General features: G+C 43.9%; 18 protein-coding genes, 1 tRNA gene and 1 other annotated feature. Of the genes, 6 read left to right on the plus strand and 13 right to left on the minus strand.

Annotation, left to right across the window (positions count from 1 at the left end):
* Positions 1 to 413: 413 nt before the first annotated feature.
* The 5 genes from KNP96_RS08725 to KNP96_RS08745 all read right to left on the minus strand — a co-directional run bounded on the left by KNP96_RS08725 (position 414) and on the right by KNP96_RS08745 (position 6,062).
* Positions 414 to 1,121 (minus strand): Crp/Fnr family transcriptional regulator, encoded by a 708-nt coding sequence (locus KNP96_RS08725; protein WP_214766658.1) that lies wholly within the window; start codon positions 1,119 to 1,121, stop codon positions 414 to 416.
* A 169-nt stretch (positions 1,122 to 1,290) separates the two neighbouring features.
* A complete protein-coding gene (locus KNP96_RS08730; protein ID WP_214766660.1) occupies positions 1,291 to 2,673 on the minus strand; it encodes an aldehyde dehydrogenase in 1,383 nt (460 codons plus the stop codon).
* Positions 2,674 to 2,864: 191 nt separating this feature from the next.
* Entirely contained in the window at positions 2,865 to 3,572 is a 708-nt protein-coding gene (deoD, locus tag KNP96_RS08735) for a purine-nucleoside phosphorylase (protein WP_029332717.1), read from the minus strand.
* A gap of 28 nt (positions 3,573 to 3,600) precedes the next feature.
* On the minus strand, positions 3,601 to 4,305 hold the full coding sequence (locus KNP96_RS08740; protein WP_088836386.1) for a response regulator transcription factor: 705 nt from the start codon (positions 4,303 to 4,305) through the stop codon (positions 3,601 to 3,603).
* Positions 4,305 to 6,062, minus strand: coding sequence for a sensor histidine kinase (locus KNP96_RS08745; RefSeq protein WP_214766662.1), 1,758 nt, complete (start codon positions 6,060 to 6,062; stop codon positions 4,305 to 4,307). The genes KNP96_RS08740 and KNP96_RS08745 overlap by 1 nt, the downstream gene beginning before the upstream one ends.
* Positions 6,063 to 6,270: 208 nt before the next feature.
* Between KNP96_RS08745 and KNP96_RS08750 the strand changes: the two genes are divergently transcribed.
* On the plus strand, positions 6,271 to 7,560 hold the full coding sequence (locus KNP96_RS08750; RefSeq protein WP_088836384.1) for an NCS2 family permease: 1,290 nt from the start codon (positions 6,271 to 6,273) through the stop codon (positions 7,558 to 7,560).
* Between the two features lie 107 nt (positions 7,561 to 7,667).
* On the opposite strand, the gene KNP96_RS08755 is transcribed toward KNP96_RS08750, so the two are convergent.
* Entirely contained in the window at positions 7,668 to 8,951 is a 1,284-nt protein-coding gene (locus tag KNP96_RS08755; RefSeq protein WP_088836383.1) for an ABC transporter substrate-binding protein, read from the minus strand.
* A 189-nt stretch (positions 8,952 to 9,140) separates the two neighbouring features.
* Between KNP96_RS08755 and KNP96_RS08760 the strand changes: the two genes are divergently transcribed.
* Positions 9,141 to 10,604, plus strand: a complete 1,464-nt coding sequence (locus KNP96_RS08760; protein WP_088836382.1) for a potassium/proton antiporter — start codon at positions 9,141 to 9,143, stop codon at positions 10,602 to 10,604.
* Between the two features lie 18 nt (positions 10,605 to 10,622).
* On the opposite strand, the gene KNP96_RS08765 is transcribed toward KNP96_RS08760, so the two are convergent.
* The 5 genes from KNP96_RS08765 to KNP96_RS08785 form a co-directional block, all read right to left on the minus strand.
* On the minus strand, positions 10,623 to 11,222 hold the full coding sequence (locus KNP96_RS08765; protein WP_214766664.1) for a DedA family protein: 600 nt from the start codon (positions 11,220 to 11,222) through the stop codon (positions 10,623 to 10,625).
* 19 nt (positions 11,223 to 11,241) lie between these two features.
* Positions 11,242 to 11,460 (minus strand): hypothetical protein, encoded by a 219-nt coding sequence (locus KNP96_RS08770; RefSeq protein WP_214766666.1) that lies wholly within the window; start codon positions 11,458 to 11,460, stop codon positions 11,242 to 11,244.
* Positions 11,461 to 11,617: 157 nt separating this feature from the next.
* Complete coding sequence (gene asnA / locus KNP96_RS08775; protein ID WP_214766668.1) at positions 11,618 to 12,592, minus strand: aspartate--ammonia ligase; 975 nt, start codon at positions 12,590 to 12,592, stop codon at positions 11,618 to 11,620.
* Positions 12,593 to 12,658: 66 nt separating this feature from the next.
* Positions 12,659 to 12,916: a binding site (T-box leader), on the minus strand.
* A 143-nt stretch (positions 12,917 to 13,059) separates the two neighbouring features.
* A complete protein-coding gene (locus KNP96_RS08780; protein WP_214766670.1) occupies positions 13,060 to 13,947 on the minus strand; it encodes a carbohydrate ABC transporter permease in 888 nt (295 codons plus the stop codon).
* Positions 13,944 to 14,834, minus strand: a complete 891-nt coding sequence (locus tag KNP96_RS08785) for a carbohydrate ABC transporter permease (RefSeq protein WP_088836377.1) — start codon at positions 14,832 to 14,834, stop codon at positions 13,944 to 13,946. Before KNP96_RS08785 ends, KNP96_RS08780 begins: the two co-directional genes overlap by 4 nt.
* Positions 14,835 to 15,001: 167 nt before the next feature.
* On the opposite strand from KNP96_RS08785, the gene KNP96_RS08790 reads away from it, so the two are divergent.
* Together KNP96_RS08790 and KNP96_RS08795 are read left to right on the plus strand one after the other, a co-directional pair.
* A complete protein-coding gene (locus KNP96_RS08790) occupies positions 15,002 to 16,681 on the plus strand; it encodes a formate--tetrahydrofolate ligase (protein ID WP_214770034.1) in 1,680 nt (559 codons plus the stop codon).
* Positions 16,682 to 16,691: 10 nt separating this feature from the next.
* On the plus strand, positions 16,692 to 17,660 hold the full coding sequence (locus KNP96_RS08795) for an alpha/beta fold hydrolase (RefSeq protein ID WP_088836375.1): 969 nt from the start codon (positions 16,692 to 16,694) through the stop codon (positions 17,658 to 17,660).
* A gap of 307 nt (positions 17,661 to 17,967) precedes the next feature.
* Here KNP96_RS08795 and KNP96_RS08800 read toward each other — a convergent pair whose 3' ends face one another.
* Complete coding sequence (locus KNP96_RS08800) at positions 17,968 to 18,387, minus strand: hypothetical protein (protein ID WP_088836374.1); 420 nt, start codon at positions 18,385 to 18,387, stop codon at positions 17,968 to 17,970.
* Positions 18,384 to 18,929, minus strand: a complete 546-nt coding sequence (locus KNP96_RS08805) for an imm11 family protein (protein ID WP_235195200.1) — start codon at positions 18,927 to 18,929, stop codon at positions 18,384 to 18,386. The genes KNP96_RS08800 and KNP96_RS08805 overlap by 4 nt, the downstream gene beginning before the upstream one ends.
* 172 nt (positions 18,930 to 19,101) lie before the next feature.
* Between KNP96_RS08805 and KNP96_RS08810 the strand changes: the two genes are divergently transcribed.
* Together KNP96_RS08810 and KNP96_RS08815 are read left to right on the plus strand one after the other, a co-directional pair.
* Positions 19,102 to 19,175 (plus strand) — tRNA-Gly (locus KNP96_RS08810).
* A gap of 142 nt (positions 19,176 to 19,317) precedes the next feature.
* The gene (locus KNP96_RS08815; protein ID WP_214770037.1) at positions 19,318 to 20,127 is read left to right on the plus strand and encodes an MBL fold metallo-hydrolase; all 810 of its coding nucleotides are present in this window, start codon (positions 19,318 to 19,320) and stop codon (positions 20,125 to 20,127) included.
* Positions 20,128 to 20,177 lie beyond the last annotated feature (50 nt).

Genomic DNA, 20,177 nt, shown 5'->3' on the forward strand with positions numbered 1-20,177 from the left:
TTGCTTTTCGCGGTTCTAAGCGATTCGAGACGGATCGCGTGCTAAACCGTCTGCATGCCAGGCTTTCCGTCACGGTATTCCTATAAAAAGCGTCACATTTCGTTGACTCCTACGGGAAAAAGTGCGTTTTTAACGCACGTTCAGAGGCAGGCAAGACCCTGCTCGTTGTCCGTGAGGATCAAGGAGCAACGGCTTGCGCCTCGCCCGAGGAAAGCAACGAAAAAAGACGCTTGATCTCCCGATAGCACGTTGTCTACATCCTGAAGGACCACATTCAAAAAGAATATGATCCTAGACTGCTGATAAGTTCTTCTAAAGTTTGACGTGTTGCGGTTCCATCAAAAGGATGATGTTGGAGCAATTTTTAAGTCAGCTCCAGCGTATGGCTCCGTAAGCTAACGCTCAAGTTAAGTTTAAATCCGGCAGACACCGACAGGACACCCTTCACAGTGGCAAAGATCGCGTAAATAGTTGGCATCATGAACGATGATTTTAGTCGTCGTCATCGAAATGACATTGTCTTTTTTCCACTGAGAAAACATCCGGTTGACCGTTTCACGTGGTGCCCCGATCAACTGACCGAGTTCAGTATCCGACGGTCGCTTTGAAATCACGTAATCGTCATCGACTTTTTTTCCGTCCATTGCGATTAGTCGTAAGAGTGTCGAAGCGAGTGCCCCTTGTTTCCCGAACAATAAGAGGTCACGTAACTTCGTTTCCGTTTGTTTTCGCATCAAGGCTTGCCAGCGCATGATATCTAATGCGAATGTTCCATCTTTTTTCATCAAATCTTCGAGTGTCGATTTCGAGATGAAGCCAATGACACTGTCCTCCATCGTTTCGACACTATAGGAGCTTGGAAATGCTTCTCCGACATCGAATTCACCAAATAAGTCACCTTTGAAATATAAGAACATCATTAGCGGGCTACCTTTTTTCGTGAGCTTTGATAGTTTTACACCACCTTGTTTCACATAAAAAAGTTTATCGTTCATTTCCCCTTCCCAACAGACGATTGAGTCTTTTTTAAAAGATACCTCAGTCATGAACTCTTCAAGTAATTCACGTGTCTCACTCGACAACACGAACGTATTGGCTTCTGTCGTCCCACAAGTAAGCATCTCGCATTCTCCTTTCCGTAGCTTCTGCCTTCAGTATAGAACATCACAAGGGAAAATAGCGTTTTTTCAAAAGATTGTCAAACTTTGTTCAATATTTCACAAATTAAATAAACAAAAAAAAGCCAAGGTAGACCGATTGGATCTACTCTTGGCTCCGTTTAAGTCCCATTTATAATAAATAACGCATCCATTTTGAATCGGTATTCGAGCGCATGTAGCGGAACGGCAAATCGAACTTCGTCGTATTGTTGACGACTCCTTTACGGTGGCTGAACGTCTCAAAGCTGAATTTCCCATGATAGCCACCGATACCACTTCCGCCGACCCCGCCAAATGGCAAGTTATGTTGCGCAACATGCATCAACGTATCATTGATGCATCCACCACCAAATGACACACGATCGAGTACACGATGCTGAACAGCTTTACTTTCTGTGAAGAGATAGAGCGCCAACGGCTTATCACGGTCATTGATGAAACGGATGACCTCTTCCACTTCACGATAAGAATAGACTGGAAGAATCGGTCCAAAGATTTCTTCTTGCATCAACGGACTTTCTGGATCAACGTCCGTCATGACGGTTGGTGCCATCTTTCTCGTCGCTGCATCGACTTGACCACCAAATAAAATTTCACCTTGGGGCAAGTAGCCACTCAATCGATCCAAATGACTGTCTGAAACAATCTTGACGTAAGAATTCACACCAACACCATTACCATACTGGGCAAAAGCTTCCTTTTCAATCAAGCGTAAAAATTCCTCGCGGACGTCTTCATGGACAAAAACATAGTCAGGGGCGATACACGTCTGTCCTGCGTTTAACCATTTGCCCCAAGCAATTCGTTTTGCAGCAAGCTTTAAGTTCGCATCACGGTGAACGATCGTCGGAGACTTCCCGCCGAGTTCAAGCGTGACAGGTGTCAAATATTTCGCCGCTGCTTGATGGACGATTTTTCCGACACGCGTCGACCCCGTAAAGAAGATGTAATCAAACTTCTCTTCAAGAACAGCTGAACTGACGTCCGCATCCCCCTCGATGACAAGTCCAAATCGTTCGTGAAATGCCGTTTCAAAGACTTCACGGAGAACACGCGAGACGTTTGGTGTTAGTTCTGATGGTTTCAAGACAACCGTATTTCCGGCAGCGATCGCCCCGATGATTGGTGCAACAGCGAGCTGGAAAGGATAGTTCCACGGCGCGATGACGAGCACGTTTCCGTATGGTTCATAATGGATGTCACTTTTTGACCCGATATGTAACAACGGTGTCCCGACTCGTTTCGGTTTAGCAAGTCGGCGAAGTTTCTTCTCCATCCGTGCGAGTTCGCCGTAGACGAATCCGATTTCCGTCGTAAACGCATCTTGACGTCCTTTATTCAAGTCCGTTTTTAATGCCTCATAAATTGCTTCTTCATGCGTTTCAATCGCTTGCTTTAAAAACGTCAACATACTTAGACGAAACGCAACACTTCGCGTCGCGCCTGTCTTAAAGAAATTACGTTGCGTTTGAACAAGATTCGAAATTGTTGATTCAGTCATCGTCGATTCCATCTCGTGTTCCTCCTCATGGTCTAGGCTTTCTTTTCCTCATTCTATCATAGCGAATGAGCAATGATTCAATCGTATGCTCCCTCTTCTTTGTGATTAGACAAAAAAGCAGGACTCGAAACGCGAGTCCTGCTGTGTTCGTTTCATGAAGACAGTGATTTTACCATCCGCATCGTCTTATTTCATCTGATTGATTACAGCTGAATCGCTGTTTCAAGTGCCACTTTCATCATATCATTGAACGTCGTTTGGCGTTCTTCAGACGTTGTTTCTTCTCCCGTTAGGAGGTGATCTGAAATCGTCAAAATCGTCAAGGCATTGACTTTATGTTTTGCAGCGAGTGTGTAGAGACCTGCTGCTTCCATCTCGATTGCGAGGCAACCGAAGTCCGCCCATTTTTTGAAGTGGTGGAAATCATCTTGATAAAATTGATCCGTCGTGAAGACTTGACCGACTTTTGCGTCGATTCCGTGTTCTTGTGCCATTGTGTACGCTTTATGCAATAACTCGAATGAAGCTGTCGGCGCATAATCCAATCCATTGAAACGGACACGATTTTGAGCCATGTCGTGTGAAGCACTCATCGCGATGACGACGTCACGTACTTTTACATCCGGTGTAATCCCGCCTGCTGTACCGACACGGATCAAGTTTTTTGCACCATACGATTGAACGAGTTCATTTGCATAAATTGACATCGACGGAACACCCATACCTGTTCCTTGAACGGATACTTTTTTCCCTTTGTATGTTCCTGTGAAGCCATACATCCCACGCACTTCATTATAAAGAACAACGTCCTCTAAAAATGTTTCGGCGATGTACTTCGCGCGAAGAGGATCTCCCGGAAGTAAAACTGTTTCTGCGATTTGACCTTCTGCTGCATTAATGTGTACGCTCATGTACGTTTCCTCCTTGACGTTCGTTTAATTAAATAGATAACAACTCTCTAAACTCATTCGGTGTCATGCCGAATTGCTTCTTAAATACTTTTCGAAAATATTTATCATCCTGATACCCGACTTCAACGGCAATCTCATATATACGGGCGTTCGTCTCTCCCAGCAATTCCTTTGCCCGATTTAGACGAATCGTTTGGATATAATCCGATAAGTTAACCAAAAAACGCTGTTTAAAGCGCCTTGATATATATTCTCGGCTTAAATAGAAGCGCTCACTCATGAGCTGGAGCGTTAACTCTTCCGCATAATGTGTCTCGATATACTTCGCAATTTGATCAATCGCCTCTCCCTGCTCTTGAACTGGGCAAATCAGCTCCATCGCTCGGGAAAGCGCATCATTTAAAACATCTGGATCGATCGGTTTCAATAAGTAATCAAACGATTGATGTAAGATCGCACGACGCATATACGTATAATCATCATAACCTGTCAACACGATCGTGACGACCTTTGGATGATGATTTTTTGTCCATTCTAATAAACTTAATCCGTCTACTCCCGGCATTTCAACATCGGTCAGCATCAATCCGACTTTTTCTTCATTTAAGATTTTTTTCGCAGCTGCTCCATCCTCCGCTTCAAAAATATGCGATACTTTCCAGTCACCCCATTCACCAAGTAACTTTACAGCGTCACGAACATGTTGTTCATCATCAACGATTAGTACATTCATTACAATTCCTCCTGTTCGATTGGAATTCGGATAGTGATTCTGAATCCACCTTCTATTGGAGATTGGAGCGTCATGTTTGTGCGTTCACCGTAAAAAATTTGAAGACGTTCGTATATATTGTGTAAGCCGATGCCAGATGTTTGCCGGTCTTCAGGAGCGCGATGTGCCCGCATTTTTTGGTTAATCATCTCAAGATCTGCCTCAGACATGATCGGTCCGCTGTTTTCGACGCTAATGATCAGTTGGTCCCCATCGGTTCTAATTTTGTACGCTAAGTAATTTTCTAACGCATCACTTTGCTGATTAAAGGCATGTTTAAAGTAATTCTCAGCGAACGGTTGCAAAATCATTTTTGGTACTTCAATCGGGTTCATGTGCCACGGGACATCGACGATATAACGAAATTTTTCTGGGAAACGCTGTTGTTGTAAGCGCATATACCCTTGAAGATGGTCGACTTCTTGCTTTAATGTGACAATCGTCTGTTCGTTGTTCATCGAATAACGCATCATTTGTGAAAGACCGGTTATCGAACGGTAGGCGACTTTCCGGTCCCCTTGCAACGTCGTTGTTCCGATTGATTGTAGCGCATTAAATAAGAAGTGTGGATTGAGCTGTGATTGCAACGCACGTAGCTCGTTCGTCCGATTTTCAAGTGCTAACCGGTATTCTCGTTTAATCAAACGATCCATCCGGTGCACCATTCGTTGAAACTGGCGATTCAATAAACCGATTTCATCATTTGTCGTCGCGACAAAACGTGTGGAGAGGTCCCCTTGCTCGACCCGCCAGACATTTGCCGTCAATTGTTTGATCGGTTTTGTAATTTCGAGTGCGACGAGACTTGCCGCCATAATCATTAATAGAAGTGACACTAAACCAATCACCAATAAAATGATTGCCGTTTCATTTGCTCCCTTGATGACAGAAGCATAAGGAATTTTCTTGATCAGTGTAATCGGCACGCCTTGCTTTTCGGTCTTCACATACACGATGAACGAGCTACCGACGTGCATGCTCCCACTTTTTCCAGTCATTTTTTCAGTCGTCACCGGTAATGTCGTTCCTGTCTTCGCGATTAAGTGATTCCCACTCATTAACCATAATGATTCGTCCGGTGAATTTTCAAACAGCTGTAGTTGTTGTTCAAATACCCGAACTGGAATGTCTACTGACAAAAAGCCGATGGGTTCACTCGTTTCGACGCGATCAATCCGGTAACGAAAACTGACGACTTCTTTTTCATCAAGAATCATCGTCCGAGAATTATATGCTGTAATCACATGTTCCGGGTCTATCAACCAACCATTTTCTTGTTGCATCAATCGAAAATAATCAGTCTCTTGTAACCAATCAAATTTGCCACGACCGGAAGTCTTCATATTATAGACAGAGTATTCCGAGTACCCTTTTAAAATCACAAAATGAATTTGTTCAACATCCTGTCTTGATAAAAAGAGACCGAGTAAGGAACGAGCGACGACACTATCTGACTCACCAAGCTCAGCATCGGCACCAGCATTCATAATATTCATCAATGAACGATTAGCGTAGAGACTTGTTGATAACCGTTTCACGTCTTCCATATAATGACTGATTTGACTATTTCCGCGTTGGAGAGCGCTTAAACTCGAACGCTCGGCTTCTGCAATGTTTTGCTGACGTACATATATATAAGAAGCAGTTGTAGCAAGTGTTGTCGGAACCAAGATAGCGAGGGCTACAAGTAATATAAGACGCGTCCGGATGCTCTTCATTTTGCCACCTTCCACCCTTTTTCTTCTAATAAATAGTATAGCACAACTGTATCCGCTTACATCCACTTCCTTTTAGCGCTTACGATGGTTTATAGATCAAGTTATCCATAATATACTTAAAAAATAATCCTTGATTCCGAATGAATAATCATATAGTATCGTTAATGTTCGTTTTTTAATTAAACTCATCGAAGGTGGTTCTCTATTTATGTTTAAGCTTTCTGCCCATAATACGACCGTGAAACGTGAAATCCAAGCCGGGTTCATTACGTTCATCACGATGGCCTATATTTTAGTTGTCAACCCAACGATTTTAGCTGACGCGGGCATTCCGCAAGCACAAGCATTTTCTGCGACCATTATCGCTACACTCGTCGGAACGCTTTTAATGGGGTTATATGCGAATCTCCCTATCGCCGTTGCACCGGGCATGGGACTGAATGCGTACTTCACGTATACTCTCGTCATCGGTGAAAAAATTCCTTATCAAACAGCACTCTCTGTCGTCTTTGTATCCGGAATCATTTTTCTATTGCTCTCGTTGTCTCCAATCCGGACGAAACTGATTGAAATCATTCCACTGACACTCAAGTTAGCGATCACTGGTGGAATTGGACTTTTCATCGCTTCACTTGGACTGAAGATGTCAGGTATTCTTGTTGCAGATGAAGCGACTTTGATTACGATTGGCTCACTGTCTTCACCAGAAGCTATTATTACACTCATTGGTTTGATGACTGCTGCCATCTTAACTGTCAAACGTGTTCCAGGTGGATTACTGTACGCGATGATTCTTGCGGGTGCGCTCGCTTTCATCACGGGAGAACTCAAATTTTCAAATACACTCACGGCTTGGCCAACATTACCGGAAGGCTTGTTAGTCACAAACCCTTTCACAGCGATTCAAGATGTCTTTCAATACGGACTCTTTAGTGGTGTCCTTTCGTTCGTCCTCGTAACGATGTTTGATACGACAGGTACGATGGTCGCAGTCGGTGAACAGGCCGGACTGATTGAGAAGGACGGTTCACTTAAAAATAGTGATCGTGCTTTATTATCTGATTCAACGGCGATGGTCGTCGGTTCGATCTTTGGTACAAGTCCTACGACTGCTTATGTTGAGTCTGCTTCTGGTGTTGCTGCCGGAGGACGTACTGGTTTAACGTCGGTCACAGTCGGTCTGCTCTTTGCGCTCGCAGCGATTTTCGGACCAGTCGTCCAAGCGATTTCAGGTGTTCCTTCGATTACGGCACCCGCTTTAATCCTTGTCGGTGCATTGATGCTTCAAAACATCAAGCAAATTGCGTGGGAAGATTTCAGTGAGGCCTTCACTGCTTTTCTAATCATCATCATCATGCCGCTTTCAGGAAGCATCGCGACCGGAATTGCCTTCGGATTCATCGTCTATCCGATCATGAAAGCCGTACAAAAGCAACGGGTCCATGCCTTAATCTATCTATTTGCCATCCTGTTCTTTATCCAGTTATTTTTCTTATAAGATGTAAAAAACTCCTCTTCCCTATCATCGATTCGATAGGAAAGAGGAGTTTTTCATGTCGATCCCCACCATGTAAACCACTGGTCTGAGATCGCTGTAGTTACTGCTTATTTTTTCATTTTCATCCATGTCTTCGTGAAGTCCTGTAACATCTCTTCTGACGTTTTTTGTTTACCGATATAGGCTTGCATGATTGCTCCGTATTCATTTACAGCACCATCCGGATATTTGAACCAGTTCCATGAAATCGTTTTGCCTTCTTTCGAGTAAGCTTGAATATCTTCTGCAAGCGGTCCTAAGTCCGTCGCTTCGATGGATTTAAAGGCCGGAATGAACTTAAATTTATTGACCATATAGTCTTTTCCTGTATCCGATGTCGCCATCCACTCGAGGAACTTCTTACCTTCTTCTTTATTCTTCGAGTTTTTATTGACGACCCAGTTATTCGGGACACCAACCGGAAGACGGTCCATTTTTTCTTTATCATCATTGATCGGCATCGGGATGAAGCCCATTTCGATGTCCGGGTTCACATCCGTGATCAACTGTTGCGCCCAGTTCCCTTGCTGAATCATCGCTGTTTTTCCTTCAGCAAACTGTGTGACTTGTGTATTATAGTCTGTCGTCAACGGATTTTTATTCCCGTATTCAATCGTTAAGTCAAAGAGATCAATAAATTCTTTAAACTGTTTGTTGTCCTCGAATTTCCCTTTTCCTGCGTTTAAATCTGCAATAAACTGGTCGGGATCATCTTGTTGCGCCATCGGAATATTCAAGAGGTGATTTCCGAGTACCCACCACTCGCCATATCCGATCGAGAACGGTGTCACACCATCTGCTTTAAGTTTTTTAGAAGCATCCGTCAGTTCCGTTAACGTTTTTGGTAAGTCTGTGATGCCAGCTTTTTTAAAGATTTCTTTATTATAAATAAAACCATAGCCTTCTAAGTTCATCGGCATACCATATAGTTTTCCATCAATCGTCATCGGTTCTTTTGAAAGATCAGTTAAGTCACTGACCCACTCCTCGTCTGATAAATCTTCAAGTTTATCTTGCCACGTTTTTGCTTCAGCAAAACCACCATTATTGAAGACATCCGGTTCATTTCCTGACGCGAACTGTGACTTCAAGGCTGCACCATAATCCGATCCACCACCGACTGTTTGAACGACGACCTTCGTTCCTGTTTCCTTTTCGTACTCTTTCGCCATTTGTTCCATGTCTTTCGCAATCTCCGCTTTAAACTGGAATACATTAAGCGTCTTTCCATCTTTGGAAGAATCACTGTCCTTAGAATCGTCGCTATTTAGCGTCCCACCACCACATGCTGCTAATGCGACGACCATTGCCGTAGTGACGACTGGTACTGTTGCCCATTTACGTTTACGCATTCGGATACCTCCCTGATTTCGAGTTGATAATCGTGCTACGCTTTTACAATAAATGAAAACGCTACCAAATAAGATAGATAATTTTGTCGGGTGTGGTGGAAAATATTGAACAGTCGTTATCCGACCGAAAAACTCGGGATTAGTGTATAATGAAGTTAGAATTAAATTTTAACAAAGGAGTTTGATGCAATGTCCTTACCTTCGATTATTTTACTGATTGGTTCTTTGTTGTTCATCGCTGTCTGGACAACAAAATTATCTAGCCGCTTTAACATACCTGCTTTACTTATTTTCATTTCTTTAGGAATGATTGCTGGTAGTGATGTCACGGGCTTCATTCGTTTTGACGATGCAGAGTTGGCACAGTTGTTCGGTACGATTGCCTTAATCGTCATCTTGTTTGAAGGTGGTCTTCAAACGGTCTGGAAAGATGTCAAAAAAGAGCTCGCCCCATCTTTGTCCCTCGCGACGTTCGGTGTGTTCATCGCAACGACTGTCGTTGCCGTTGCTTCCCACTATATTCTTGGCTTTAACTGGCCCAATTCCTTTTTACTCGGAGCCATCGTCGGGTCGACAGACGCGGCTGCTATCTTTTCTGTGCTGAGTGGTCAATCCGTCCGGCGTAAAGTGGGTTCAACCCTCGAAGTCGAATCAGGGACAAATGACCCAATGGCTGTATTCTTGACGGTTCTCTTTCTTGAGTTTGTCACCAATCCGCAAGATGCCTCTCTTTTAAACGGCTTGTTTTCACTCACTTGGGAGATGGTTATCGGATTGTTACTTGGACTCGCGATTGGTTGGGTCGCTTCTGCCGTGATCAACCGAATCGATTTAAGTTCTTCTAGTTTTTATCCGATTCTCTTGATGTCATTTGGTTTCCTCTCATTCGGTATTGCTTCTGCTTTCTCAGCAAGCGGATTCTTAGCTGTCTATGTCACAGCCATTTACATCAGCAACCATGAACTTGTCTATCGGCAGACACTCGTCCGTTTCACGATGAGCATGGCCCATCTCGCTCAAATCGGAATGTTCATCGTACTTGGTCTACTCGTCTTCCCGAAACAGCTGCTTGATCCTCAAGTCATTCTTTCGTCTATCGCGCTAGCTTTGATTTTGATTTTCATCGCTCGTCCACTTTCTGTTTGGTTAAGCTTACTGCCGTTTAAATACAGTTGGCGTGAGAAGATTTTTATCTCGTTTGCAGGTCTTAAGGGTGCTGTTCCAATCATTCTCGCTACTTATCCACTTGTTGCAGGAATTGATAATGCCTCGATGATTTTCAATATCGTCTTCTTCACAGTGCTACTTTCGACATTGATTCAAGGGAGTTTGTTAAGTTTATTAGCTGACCGCTTACACTTAAACGAAACGGGCTCATCAACAATTCAAACCGTCATCGAATTTATGTCGATTGGAAAACCAAACGCTGAAATCATTGAATTAACGATTCCACGTCACCATCCGTTCATCGGAAAAATGATTTCAGATATTCAACTCCCTCAAGAATTTTTGATCACGGCAATCATCCGTGACGACCAAATCATTACGCCGCGTGGTGATACTGTATTCGAAGGAAATGATCAACTGTTGTTGTTGACACCGAAACACCGGATTAAAACGTTAAAACGCTTCCTGTTCCCTAAAACGTCATAACAAAAAGGAGAATCGTGTTTACGATTCTCCTTTTTTCGATTTCCGACGATAAATAATGTAACCGACGATTCCGATGATGATAATCCCGAGAATCCACCACAGTTCTTTTTCAAGTGCTTTTAACATCGACTCTGCACGTGCTACCCCAAATTTTTCTCCTAGCCAAATATAGAAGAACGAGACCGGAAATAATCCGACACTCGAAGCAAGGATATAACGCTTGAAGGAAAGATTAAATAGTCCACAGGGAATCGAGACAACCGACCGAACGACAGGAAAGAAACGACCAAATAGTGCTGACCACGTTCCGTATTTCGAAACAATTCGTTCCCCTTGATCGATTTCCCGTTCTTTAATCAATAACCATTTCCCGTAACGGACGAGTAATGGTCGTCCAGCATAACGACCTAAAAAATAAAATAATGTCGCTCCCATCAGGCTACCAAAGAAGCCGATTAAGACAGCCGTCGTCCAGCCGAGTGTTCCGTTTGAGACATACAGACCCAGTAAGGGTAACCCGACTTCTGCCGGAATTAATTCAGTACCTAATCCAAGAATCATAATCCCTAAAAAAAGCCAGAGATTTGACTCTCCAGCTGCAAATAACCACTCTAACACGCTTGACCCCTCCTCTTTTTTAACCTCGCGGACGGAGGAGATAATAGATGATGACGACAAGTGTCGTCCATACACCAGTGAAAATACCAATCACACCTACAATAAAGAAACCTAGTGCTACCATTGAGCCTGTTTCTTTATAATCACGCCACATCGTTCGAAGTCCTTTAATGTTAAACCAAAGAAATAGAACAAATAATAACGCAAATACCAGTCCTGTAATGAGTAATGCAGACATGTCTTCACCTCTTTCTTATTTATTCTTATGCCCATTATACGTCAATTCAACACGTTTTCCCTCCGTCTAAGGTCTTATGAACTTACTCATACTAAAAAAGAGACCCCACGTTTGTGAGATCTCATTTTCATTTCTTCTATATAATATAGTCACTCGCTTACAGGAGGTGCACACCTTGCTCGCGGTACGAACGACGCGTTTCCTCTGACCAGACGGATGCTTGGACTTCCCCGATGTGACGTTTCTTCAATAGGAACATCGCCATTCGTGATTGCCCGATCCCTCCTCCCATCGTCAACGGGAGTGTCTCTGAAAGAACACCTTGATGGAAAGGAAACTCTAATTTTTCGTGTTCTCCTGTCGTCTTGATTTGAGACAAGAGTGCCGCCCGATCGACGCGAATTCCCATCGATGATAACTCAAAAGCACCAATTTCCGGGTGATGAACTAAAATATCACCGTTTAGTGACCAGTCGTCGTAATCAGCTGCTCGGCCATCATGTTTTTCTCCAGAAGCTAAAGCTCCGCCGATTTGCATAAGGAAGACCGCACCGTACTCTTTTGTAATTGCCGTTTCCCGCTCTTTTGATGATAGGCTCGGATACGAATCTTCGAGCTCTTGTGTCGTCATGAAATGAATCGTCTTCGGTAACGTCGCTTCAATCCCGAACTGCTCTTGAACTTCTAATTCAACTTGGCGAATTGTTTCATAGATGGATAAGACCGTTGTCTTTAATGAATCGATTGTCCGAGCTTCTTTTGAGATGATCCGTTCCCAGTCCCATTGATCAACATGAATCGAATGTGTCGCGTCGAGTACTTCATCCCGACGGATCGCATGCATCAATGTATATAGCCCTTCGCCTTCTGCAAACCCATATGTGTGCAACGCTTGGCGTTTCCACTTCGCGAGTGACTGAACGATTTCAAGTTCTACTTGATGATCGATTGCATCAAAGCGAATGACACGCTCCGTTCCGTTTAAGTGATCGTTGACACCTAGTGTGCTTTCTACGAATAAAGGTGCTTCTACACGTGTCAATCCGAGTGTTTTAGAGAACTGGTCCTCAAAGCGTTTTTTTACGAGTGTGATGGCTTCCTGTGTCTGTTTCATCGATACGAGTGTTGTCATGGTTTTCTTCCTCCTCAATTGTGTTTTGAAAAAGAAGCCATAAAAAAGAGCCCTTCTCTCCCAAGAATATGGGACGAAAGACTCGGTTCCGCGGTACCACCCATGTTAGTAGCAAAGCTACTCACTCAAAAGACTTGATGAATCATCATCTCAATCTTCGGCCATATGATAACGGACAGGCATTTCCGGCTACGCCTACTGACAATCGTGTTCGGGTAGCGACTCCAGGATGTTCTTCACAACTTGTTTCCGACTGGGCTCTCACCGTCCCCAGCTCGCTAATACGGTTTTTCAAGGTGTTACTCTTCCCTTCAACGTCGTTGTTACAATTGAATTGAGATTATCGTACACTATGCCGTCACACTTTGAAAAGCTTTTTTTTTCAAAAAAATAAAATTGTCTGATTAGTCTGATTAAGTTTATCAAGCAAAAGCGTTCCCGCAGAAGCGAGAACGCGCTTTCAAAAATCATTTGATGGAACCACTCGTAATTCCTTGAATGATTTGCTTTTGCATCGCGAAGAAGAAGAGCAGTAACGGGATGATACCAAGCACGAGTCCGGCAAGCGCCAAGTCCCATTGTTTCGTGTATTGACCGAAGAAATAGAAAGTCGCCAGTGGAATCGTCCGTAAATCAACATCACGTAACATCAGCGATGGTAACAAAAAGTCATTCCAAATCCAAAGCGTGTTCAAGATGACGATTGTGACCGTAATGGGCTTAAGGAGCGGGAAGACGATCCGCCAAAAGACACCCCACTGTGAGCAGCCATCGATAATGGCCGCTTCTTCGATTTCTTCCGGAATGGATTTCATGAACCCATGATACAAGAAAATCGATAATCCTGATCCAAACCCGAGATACATCAAGATTAAGCCCCAGTAACTATTTTGCAAACCGAGCTGACCCGATAACTTCGATAACGGAATCATGATCGATTGGAACGGAATGATCATCGCTGCGACGAACAAAAAGAAAATAATCGTCGACAAGCGTGTTTTCGTCCGAACGAGTTTCCATGCCGCCATCGAACAGAAAATAACGATGATTGCATTCGCACCGACCGTGATGATGACGGAATTCAAGAATACTCTTCCGAAGTTCATCGCTTCCCAGGCATCCACGTAGTTTGAAGCCATCCACTCTTTTGGAAGACCGGATGTATTCGTAAAGATGTCCCCTCTCGACTTAAACGAATTCGAAAGTACGTAGTAAAAGGGAATCATATAGAGCAGTCCCATGATGAGCGCCGCAATTTCGACCATTCCAAGTCGAATCGAATAGCGTCCCTTTTTTTTCGGTTTTTGTTTTGGCGTTTGTTTTTTTGGCGTCGGTAAAGGTTGGGCTGTACTCATGCTTCCACCTCCCGCTTTTTCGTTAAGTAGACCTGTGTGACTGTAATCGCCGCAACGACCACAAAGAAGATGACAGCCTTCGCTGAACCAAGTCCTAAATTATTATTTGTAAAGGATTCTTTGTAGATGTTCAAAGCGAGCATCTCTGTCGACTTGAACGGACCACCGTTCGTTAACGATAAGTTCGTGTCGAACAGTTTGAATGACCAGGAAATCGTTAAGAATAAGCAAATCGTCACCGACGGCATGATCAATGGAATCGTAATATTACGCAGTGTCGATAAGCGATTCGCTCCATCAATTTTTGCCGCTTCAACCAATTCTTGCGGTACATTTTGTAACGCAGCGATATAGATGACCATGATGTACCCGCCACCTTGCCAAATCGAGACGATGACGATTCCCCAAAAACCTGTTCGGGCATCTCCGAGCCATGGTAATTCAAAAAGACTCCAACCCGTTAACTCGCCAATCGAAGAAAAACCTTTCACATAAATAAACTGCCAGATGAACCCAAGAATCAATCCACCAATCAAGTTCGGCATAAAGAAAATCGTTCGTAAAAAATTACGAGTCCGAATGTTTTGTGTTAATAAAAATGCCAGGATGAATCCAACTAGATTGGTCAAGACAACAGCAACAATTGTATAGCGCGTCGTTAACCAAAATGACTGTTGGAACTGTTCATCACTCGTAAACAATCGAACATAATTGTCAAAACCAATCCAATTCAGTTCACCTGTAATCCCGTTCCAATCCGTGAATGAATACATAACGCCATTAAAAAATGGAACAAGAACAATGACCGCGAAAACCAAAAAAACCGGTCCTACGAACATCCAGAAATCCAGTCCGCGTTTTAGTTTTTTCTTATTGCCTGATGCCATTTATCATCCCTCCTCTACCTTACATTACGAAATTCGACAAAAAATGAAAACGTAACGATTTGACTCTTTGGGTGGAAAATATTGAACGATTATTTGGCGTGTCTGTTTTAGATACGCTACTATAAGGAAATAGAGAGAAATCTATAATTGGAGAGGGAGAAGCTGCCATGGAAAAAACCATTCGTTCTGACTTAGAAATTGCACAACAAACGATTTTAAAACCAATCTCTGAGATTGCTGATCAAATCGGACTTACGGAGGCTGATTACGACAGCTACGGAAAGTACAAAGCAAAGTTAAGTGATGGATTAGCAACTCGCCTCGCAACTAAAACGGATGGGAAGCTCATTTTAGTCACAGCCATCAACCCGACGGCTGCCGGTGAGGGAAAATCAACTGTGACCGTCGGTTTAGGTCAAGCACTCCATCGTCAAAATCATAAAACGATGATTTGTTTACGCGAACCCTCCCTTGGACCAACTATGGGATTAAAGGGTGGCGCTTGTGGCGGTGGGTATAGTCAAGTGTTACCGATGGAAGAAATCAATCTTCATTTCACTGGAGACATGCATGCGATTACTTCGGCTCATAATACGATTAGTGCTTTACTCGATAATCACATGCATCAAGGAAACGAGCTTCACATCGATCCACGTCGCATCACCTGGAAACGCGTTCTCGACTTGAATGACCGCGCCCTCCGAAACATTACGATTGGTCTAGGGGGACCCGCACACAGCATTCCACGACAAGACGGTTTCGATATTACAGTCTCTTCCGAAATCATGGCCGTCTTATGCTTAGCCGACTCCTTAAAAGATTTAGAAGAACGGATCAGCCGGATCGTCGTCGCTTATTCTTATGATCAGCAAGCAATCACGGTCAAAGACATTGAAGCGTCGGGTGCTGCGACATTACTGCTAAAAGAAGCGTTCCGTCCGAACCTTGTCCAGACCGTCGAAGGAACACCCGCTTTAATTCACGGCGGGCCATTTGCAAATATCGCCCACGGCTGTAACTCACTCATCGCAACACGGACTGCACTTAAGTTAAGTGATTATGTCGTGACAGAGGCTGGATTCGGCGCTGACCTAGGGGCTGAAAAATTCTTCAACATCAAATCAAGAATTGGTAATCTCCATCCAGATGCTGTTGTCATTGTCGCGACGATCCGAGCACTTAAGATGCATGGTGGCGTCGCAAAAGATCAACTCGTCGAAGAAAACCTAGCCGCCTTAACAGAAGGACTGGCGTTGCTCGAAAAACATGTCGAGACGATGGATGTATTCGGTGTTCCCGCTGTTGTCGCACTCAATCGATTTTTCACTGATACAGAAACAGAACGGCAAACCGTCTTAACATGGTGTCGCGAACGAAACATTCGCGTCGCAGAGAGCGAAGTCTTCAGCCAAGGTGGTGCTGGTGGCGAAGCACTCGTCAGTCAAGTCATGGAGGCACTCGAGGAAGAGAGTCAATTCAAACCGTTGTATCCAGCAGAGTTACCCCTCAAGCAAAAAATCGAACGAATCGCAACGCGTGTCTATGGTGCTGCTGACGTACATTTTGAAGACAAAGCATTGCGCGAACTTGAACGTTGTGCAGAACGCGGGCTGAATGACCTGCCGATTTGTATGGCGAAAACACCGTTTTCTTTAACGGATGATCCATCAAAATATGGTCGGGTCGAAGGATTTACCATCACCGTTCGTGAAATCAAGCCGGCCATCGGTGCCGGATTCATTATTGCTCTAACCGGGAATGTATTAACGATGCCGGGTCTTCCTAAAAAACCGGCTGCTAATCAGATGGGGATTTCTGAAGACGGAACAATCTTTGGTCTTTCGTAATCAAGAGAGGATGAGACATGTGACAATTAATCATACACACTGGATTGCTTCTGATGGCTATACAACAAATATGCGGATCCTAGAAGCACAAGCACCAAAGGGAGTCGTCATCGTTTTCCATGGCATGATGGAACACGGGGCACGCTATGACGAATTCGCAGAATTTCTCAATGCTCACCACTTCCATACTTTCATTCCCGATCTTCGCTGTTTTGGTGAACGTGCGCAGCAGCAAGATGCCCTCGGTCATCTAGAGCCGAACCAAGGGTTTGAACAACTCATTCAGGACGCAGAGGAGCTCGTACAAGATATTAAGCAACAGTATCCTGAATTACCGGTTTTCGCATTCGGACATAGTTTTGGTTCCCTCATCTCACGACGCCTTGGTCAAACGCTTGGGCATGTGCTAGCAGGCGTCATCGCTAGTGGTCCACCTACCGATGCTGGAGTTTCAGGAACAGTCAGTAAACAACTCGTTAAACGGTTGATTGCTAATACTTCCGCCAAACAACCAGCTGAAGGGATGGGGCGTGCTGTATTCGGTCGATACAACTTACGTTTTTTCCCCGCCCTTTCGTCGAATGCCTGGTTATCCTCGGACCCACAATCCGTCTTGCGGTATGATGAAGATCCACTTTCAGGGCAGACCGTAACACTCGGATTTTTCCATGAGCTCTTGACGGCAACCAAATCCGTCAATGCGCTAGCAAATCTTTATCAGCACCCACGGCATCTCCCCCTTCTACTCGTCGCCGGAGAAGATGATCCGGTCGCCTTTGATGGAAAAGGAATTCACGCATTGTTTGATGCCTACAATCGCGTTCGCGTTGAAGATACTCAACTGACCGTCTATCGCGGTTTACGTCATGAACTCTTCCATGAGTTCGAACGCATTCGTGTGTTCGCAGACATTGCCGGTTGGTTGAATAATCATATCAATGCTCCATATCCTGCTTCTATTCGAAAACAGGGCTCTTAATCGAAACAAAGAGCTGACGTTAACGTCAGCTCCGGCTGTAAATAAACTTTTAGGACGAGTGAAGAGCATGTTGGCGTGTCCCCCCTGAAAAGTGCGTAAAACACTTGTTTACTGTATTTCAAAGAAAAAGGGCTTTTCGCTACGGGAACCAAGTGTGCATCCAGTCATCATGAACGAGATGAAGCAAAAAAAACGCCGATGACTCCGTATGAAAAACGGAATCATCGGCGTTTCTTATGCTAAGGACGAAACGGTCCATCACAAAGAATTGTGAAGGGAATCGTTTTGAATTAGCACCTTTTTCAACTCAAGAAATCCATTTTAAAGATGTCATGATTGTTTCGATTTCTTCTAACTCGAGCGATTCGCGATCCGCTGAGTACGTTAATAATACAAGGCGTTCTCCATCTGAATACGCAAAGATGCGAAGGAAAATTCCTTCCTCTTTTCCATCTACTGCGAGCAACGCTTCTTTTGTTGAATTACGACGCGTTTCAAGTGGACTCGTCAATTCGATATCAAATTCTTCAACCAACAAGTTGATTTCTTGTTCGGCTGCTTCGAATGGCGTCAATTCCTCCGATTCCGATTCATAAATCGAAAGTTGTAAGGTTCCCATCGCATTTTCTTCTGTCGAATAAAAACTGACAAAAGTCTCTTCTTCTTGATATTCAAATGCTTGTGGATATTCAAGTGTAATCCAATTATCGACCGTGTATTGTTTCATATTAATTCCTCCATTCGATTTATCTCGTCAAATTGTATCCCGGTCACGGTTAATCGTTCTAAATACCGTGCTAGCTGACTGGAGACGAAAATTCGATCTGTCAGTTCGTCTCGTAATAGATGATGGACACCGAGCGAATCTTGAACGAGTCGCTCTGTCATGAAGTAGACATACTTTTTTCCGATTGGTCGGAAAATGTTCGTCTTATGTAGATGTTCCACCCGTCTGACCGCTAGTATATTGATGAGATAGTAGTTGCTCCATCCCGATCTCGTTTGAAGTTGAACCCGAAGACATTGAACAGAAAACGGTGTAAACTGTTCAAGCGCCTGTTTCATCCGTTCAGAGACCAGCGGGATGTTCAACACGTTCGGAAGCACGTCCGGTAACATATCCGCATCCTGTTCAATCGAAAAGGCAAGTAAGCTTGCGTTAAGGAACCACTCTCCTGTCGTGAAGCGATGACGATCGATTTGATGATGGCATTGTGCCCTCCATCCTTTTCCCATCGGCTGTTCGCTCCAAACTTGAACTTTGTTCACTACTCATACGCTCCTCTATCCATCTTCAGCCATTCACAATCGTTACAGGAAGCTCATGTAAACGATTTAGCTATTATTATTGTACACATAAAATCAACCGAAATAGCTTTTTTTCATAAAAGTTATGGAAATAACTGCTTTGCTATGCTACTATATTTCATGTAGCACTCATGCGGGTGTAGTTTAGTGGTAAAACCTCAGCCTTCCAAGCTGATGATGAGGGTTCGATTCCCTTCACCCGCTCCAATTTTAAGACATAACATAGGTCAACGACCATAATCCCTCTAGAGGGCAGGCGGCTTGCGCGATGCAAGCCGTCTTTTTTGTTGTCTTCTAGGGTAATTCCTCATCGTTTCAGGGTATAGTTCGATATAAAAGGAGGGATTTCATGATCCAGATGAAGATGCCGGGCGTGACCGTCTATCAAAGTACATTGATGAAAACAACTTCAACCTTGATTGAAACGCCGGATTGCTTGATTGTCGTCGACCCCGGCTGGTTGCCGGATGAAATTGCGACGATTCGCCGAGATGTTGAAATCATCCGCCATGAACGTCCGCTCTATATCGTTTACACCCATGCTCACTTTGATCATATTTTAGGAGCTTATGCTTTTAAAGACGCCATCGCGGTTGCATCGCGTCGGTTCATCGAAACTGACACACAAGTCGCTTTAGAAGAAGTTCAAAATTTTAATGATGAATACTATATCGATTCTCCTGTCCTCTTTCCGGAGATCACGCATATCATTGAAGAATCGGAAACAACACTCACCATCGGATCGACTAAACTTATTTTCTTTTTGACGCCGGGTCATGAAGAAACACACCTATCCTTCGTCGTCATGCCAATGAATTTACTCATTTGTGGGGATTATGCGTCAGATGTTGAAATCCCCTTGATTGAACATGACTCGACGGAATATTTAACGACGCTCGAACTACTTGAATCGTTCATTTATGAATACGAGGTGAAATTGCTCGTACCAGGTCACGGACATATCTGTGATGTGCGGACGGATATGATTGAACGTCTACATCATAGTTATGATTATATTCTCGGCCTCCGTGCCGGAAAAGAGTCGGAATGGTCTGCATCTTGGCAACGAACTCCCTTCATGCATCGCCTCCATGAAAAAAATAAACGACAGGTCAATAAAGAGCATGAAGCCCGTCTCGCACGACGGCAGTTCGATTAATTCCCTTCGTTTCTTTCACCGGAAAAGGGGGACTGAATCATGCGGCAGTC

The sequence above is a fragment of the Exiguobacterium sp. s133 genome, assembly GCF_018618595.1.
GTDB classification, from domain to species: Bacteria; Bacillota; Bacilli; order Exiguobacteriales; family Exiguobacteriaceae; genus Exiguobacterium_A; species Exiguobacterium_A oxidotolerans.

Excerpts from the sequence above, each read along its gene's own strand:
- KNP96_RS08725 (WP_214766658.1), bottom strand. The coding sequence starts at position 1,121 with ATGCTTACTTGTGGGACGACAGAAGCCAATACGTTCGTGTTGTCGAGT.
- KNP96_RS08730 (WP_214766660.1), bottom strand. The coding sequence starts at position 2,673 with ATGGAATCGACGATGACTGAATCAACAATTTCGAATCTTGTTCAAACG.
- deoD (WP_029332717.1), bottom strand. The coding sequence starts at position 3,572 with ATGAGCGTACACATTAATGCAGCAGAAGGTCAAATCGCAGAAACAGTT.
- KNP96_RS08740 (WP_088836386.1), bottom strand. The coding sequence starts at position 4,305 with ATGAATGTACTAATCGTTGATGATGAACAACATGTTCGTGACGCTGTA.
- KNP96_RS08745 (WP_214766662.1), bottom strand. The coding sequence starts at position 6,062 with ATGAAGAGCATCCGGACGCGTCTTATATTACTTGTAGCCCTCGCTATC.
- KNP96_RS08750 (WP_088836384.1), top strand. The coding sequence starts at position 6,271 with ATGTTTAAGCTTTCTGCCCATAATACGACCGTGAAACGTGAAATCCAA.
- KNP96_RS08755 (WP_088836383.1), bottom strand. The coding sequence starts at position 8,951 with ATGCGTAAACGTAAATGGGCAACAGTACCAGTCGTCACTACGGCAATG.
- KNP96_RS08760 (WP_088836382.1), top strand. The coding sequence starts at position 9,141 with ATGTCCTTACCTTCGATTATTTTACTGATTGGTTCTTTGTTGTTCATC.
- KNP96_RS08770 (WP_214766666.1), bottom strand. The coding sequence starts at position 11,460 with ATGTCTGCATTACTCATTACAGGACTGGTATTTGCGTTATTATTTGTT.
- asnA (WP_214766668.1), bottom strand. The coding sequence starts at position 12,592 with ATGACAACACTCGTATCGATGAAACAGACACAGGAAGCCATCACACTC.
- KNP96_RS08780 (WP_214766670.1), bottom strand. The coding sequence starts at position 13,947 with ATGAGTACAGCCCAACCTTTACCGACGCCAAAAAAACAAACGCCAAAA.
- KNP96_RS08785 (WP_088836377.1), bottom strand. The coding sequence starts at position 14,834 with ATGGCATCAGGCAATAAGAAAAAACTAAAACGCGGACTGGATTTCTGG.
- KNP96_RS08790 (WP_214770034.1), top strand. The coding sequence starts at position 15,002 with ATGGAAAAAACCATTCGTTCTGACTTAGAAATTGCACAACAAACGATT.
- KNP96_RS08795 (WP_088836375.1), top strand. The coding sequence starts at position 16,692 with ATGAGACATGTGACAATTAATCATACACACTGGATTGCTTCTGATGGC.
- KNP96_RS08800 (WP_088836374.1), bottom strand. The coding sequence starts at position 18,387 with ATGAAACAATACACGGTCGATAATTGGATTACACTTGAATATCCACAA.
- KNP96_RS08815 (WP_214770037.1), top strand. The coding sequence starts at position 19,318 with ATGATCCAGATGAAGATGCCGGGCGTGACCGTCTATCAAAGTACATTG.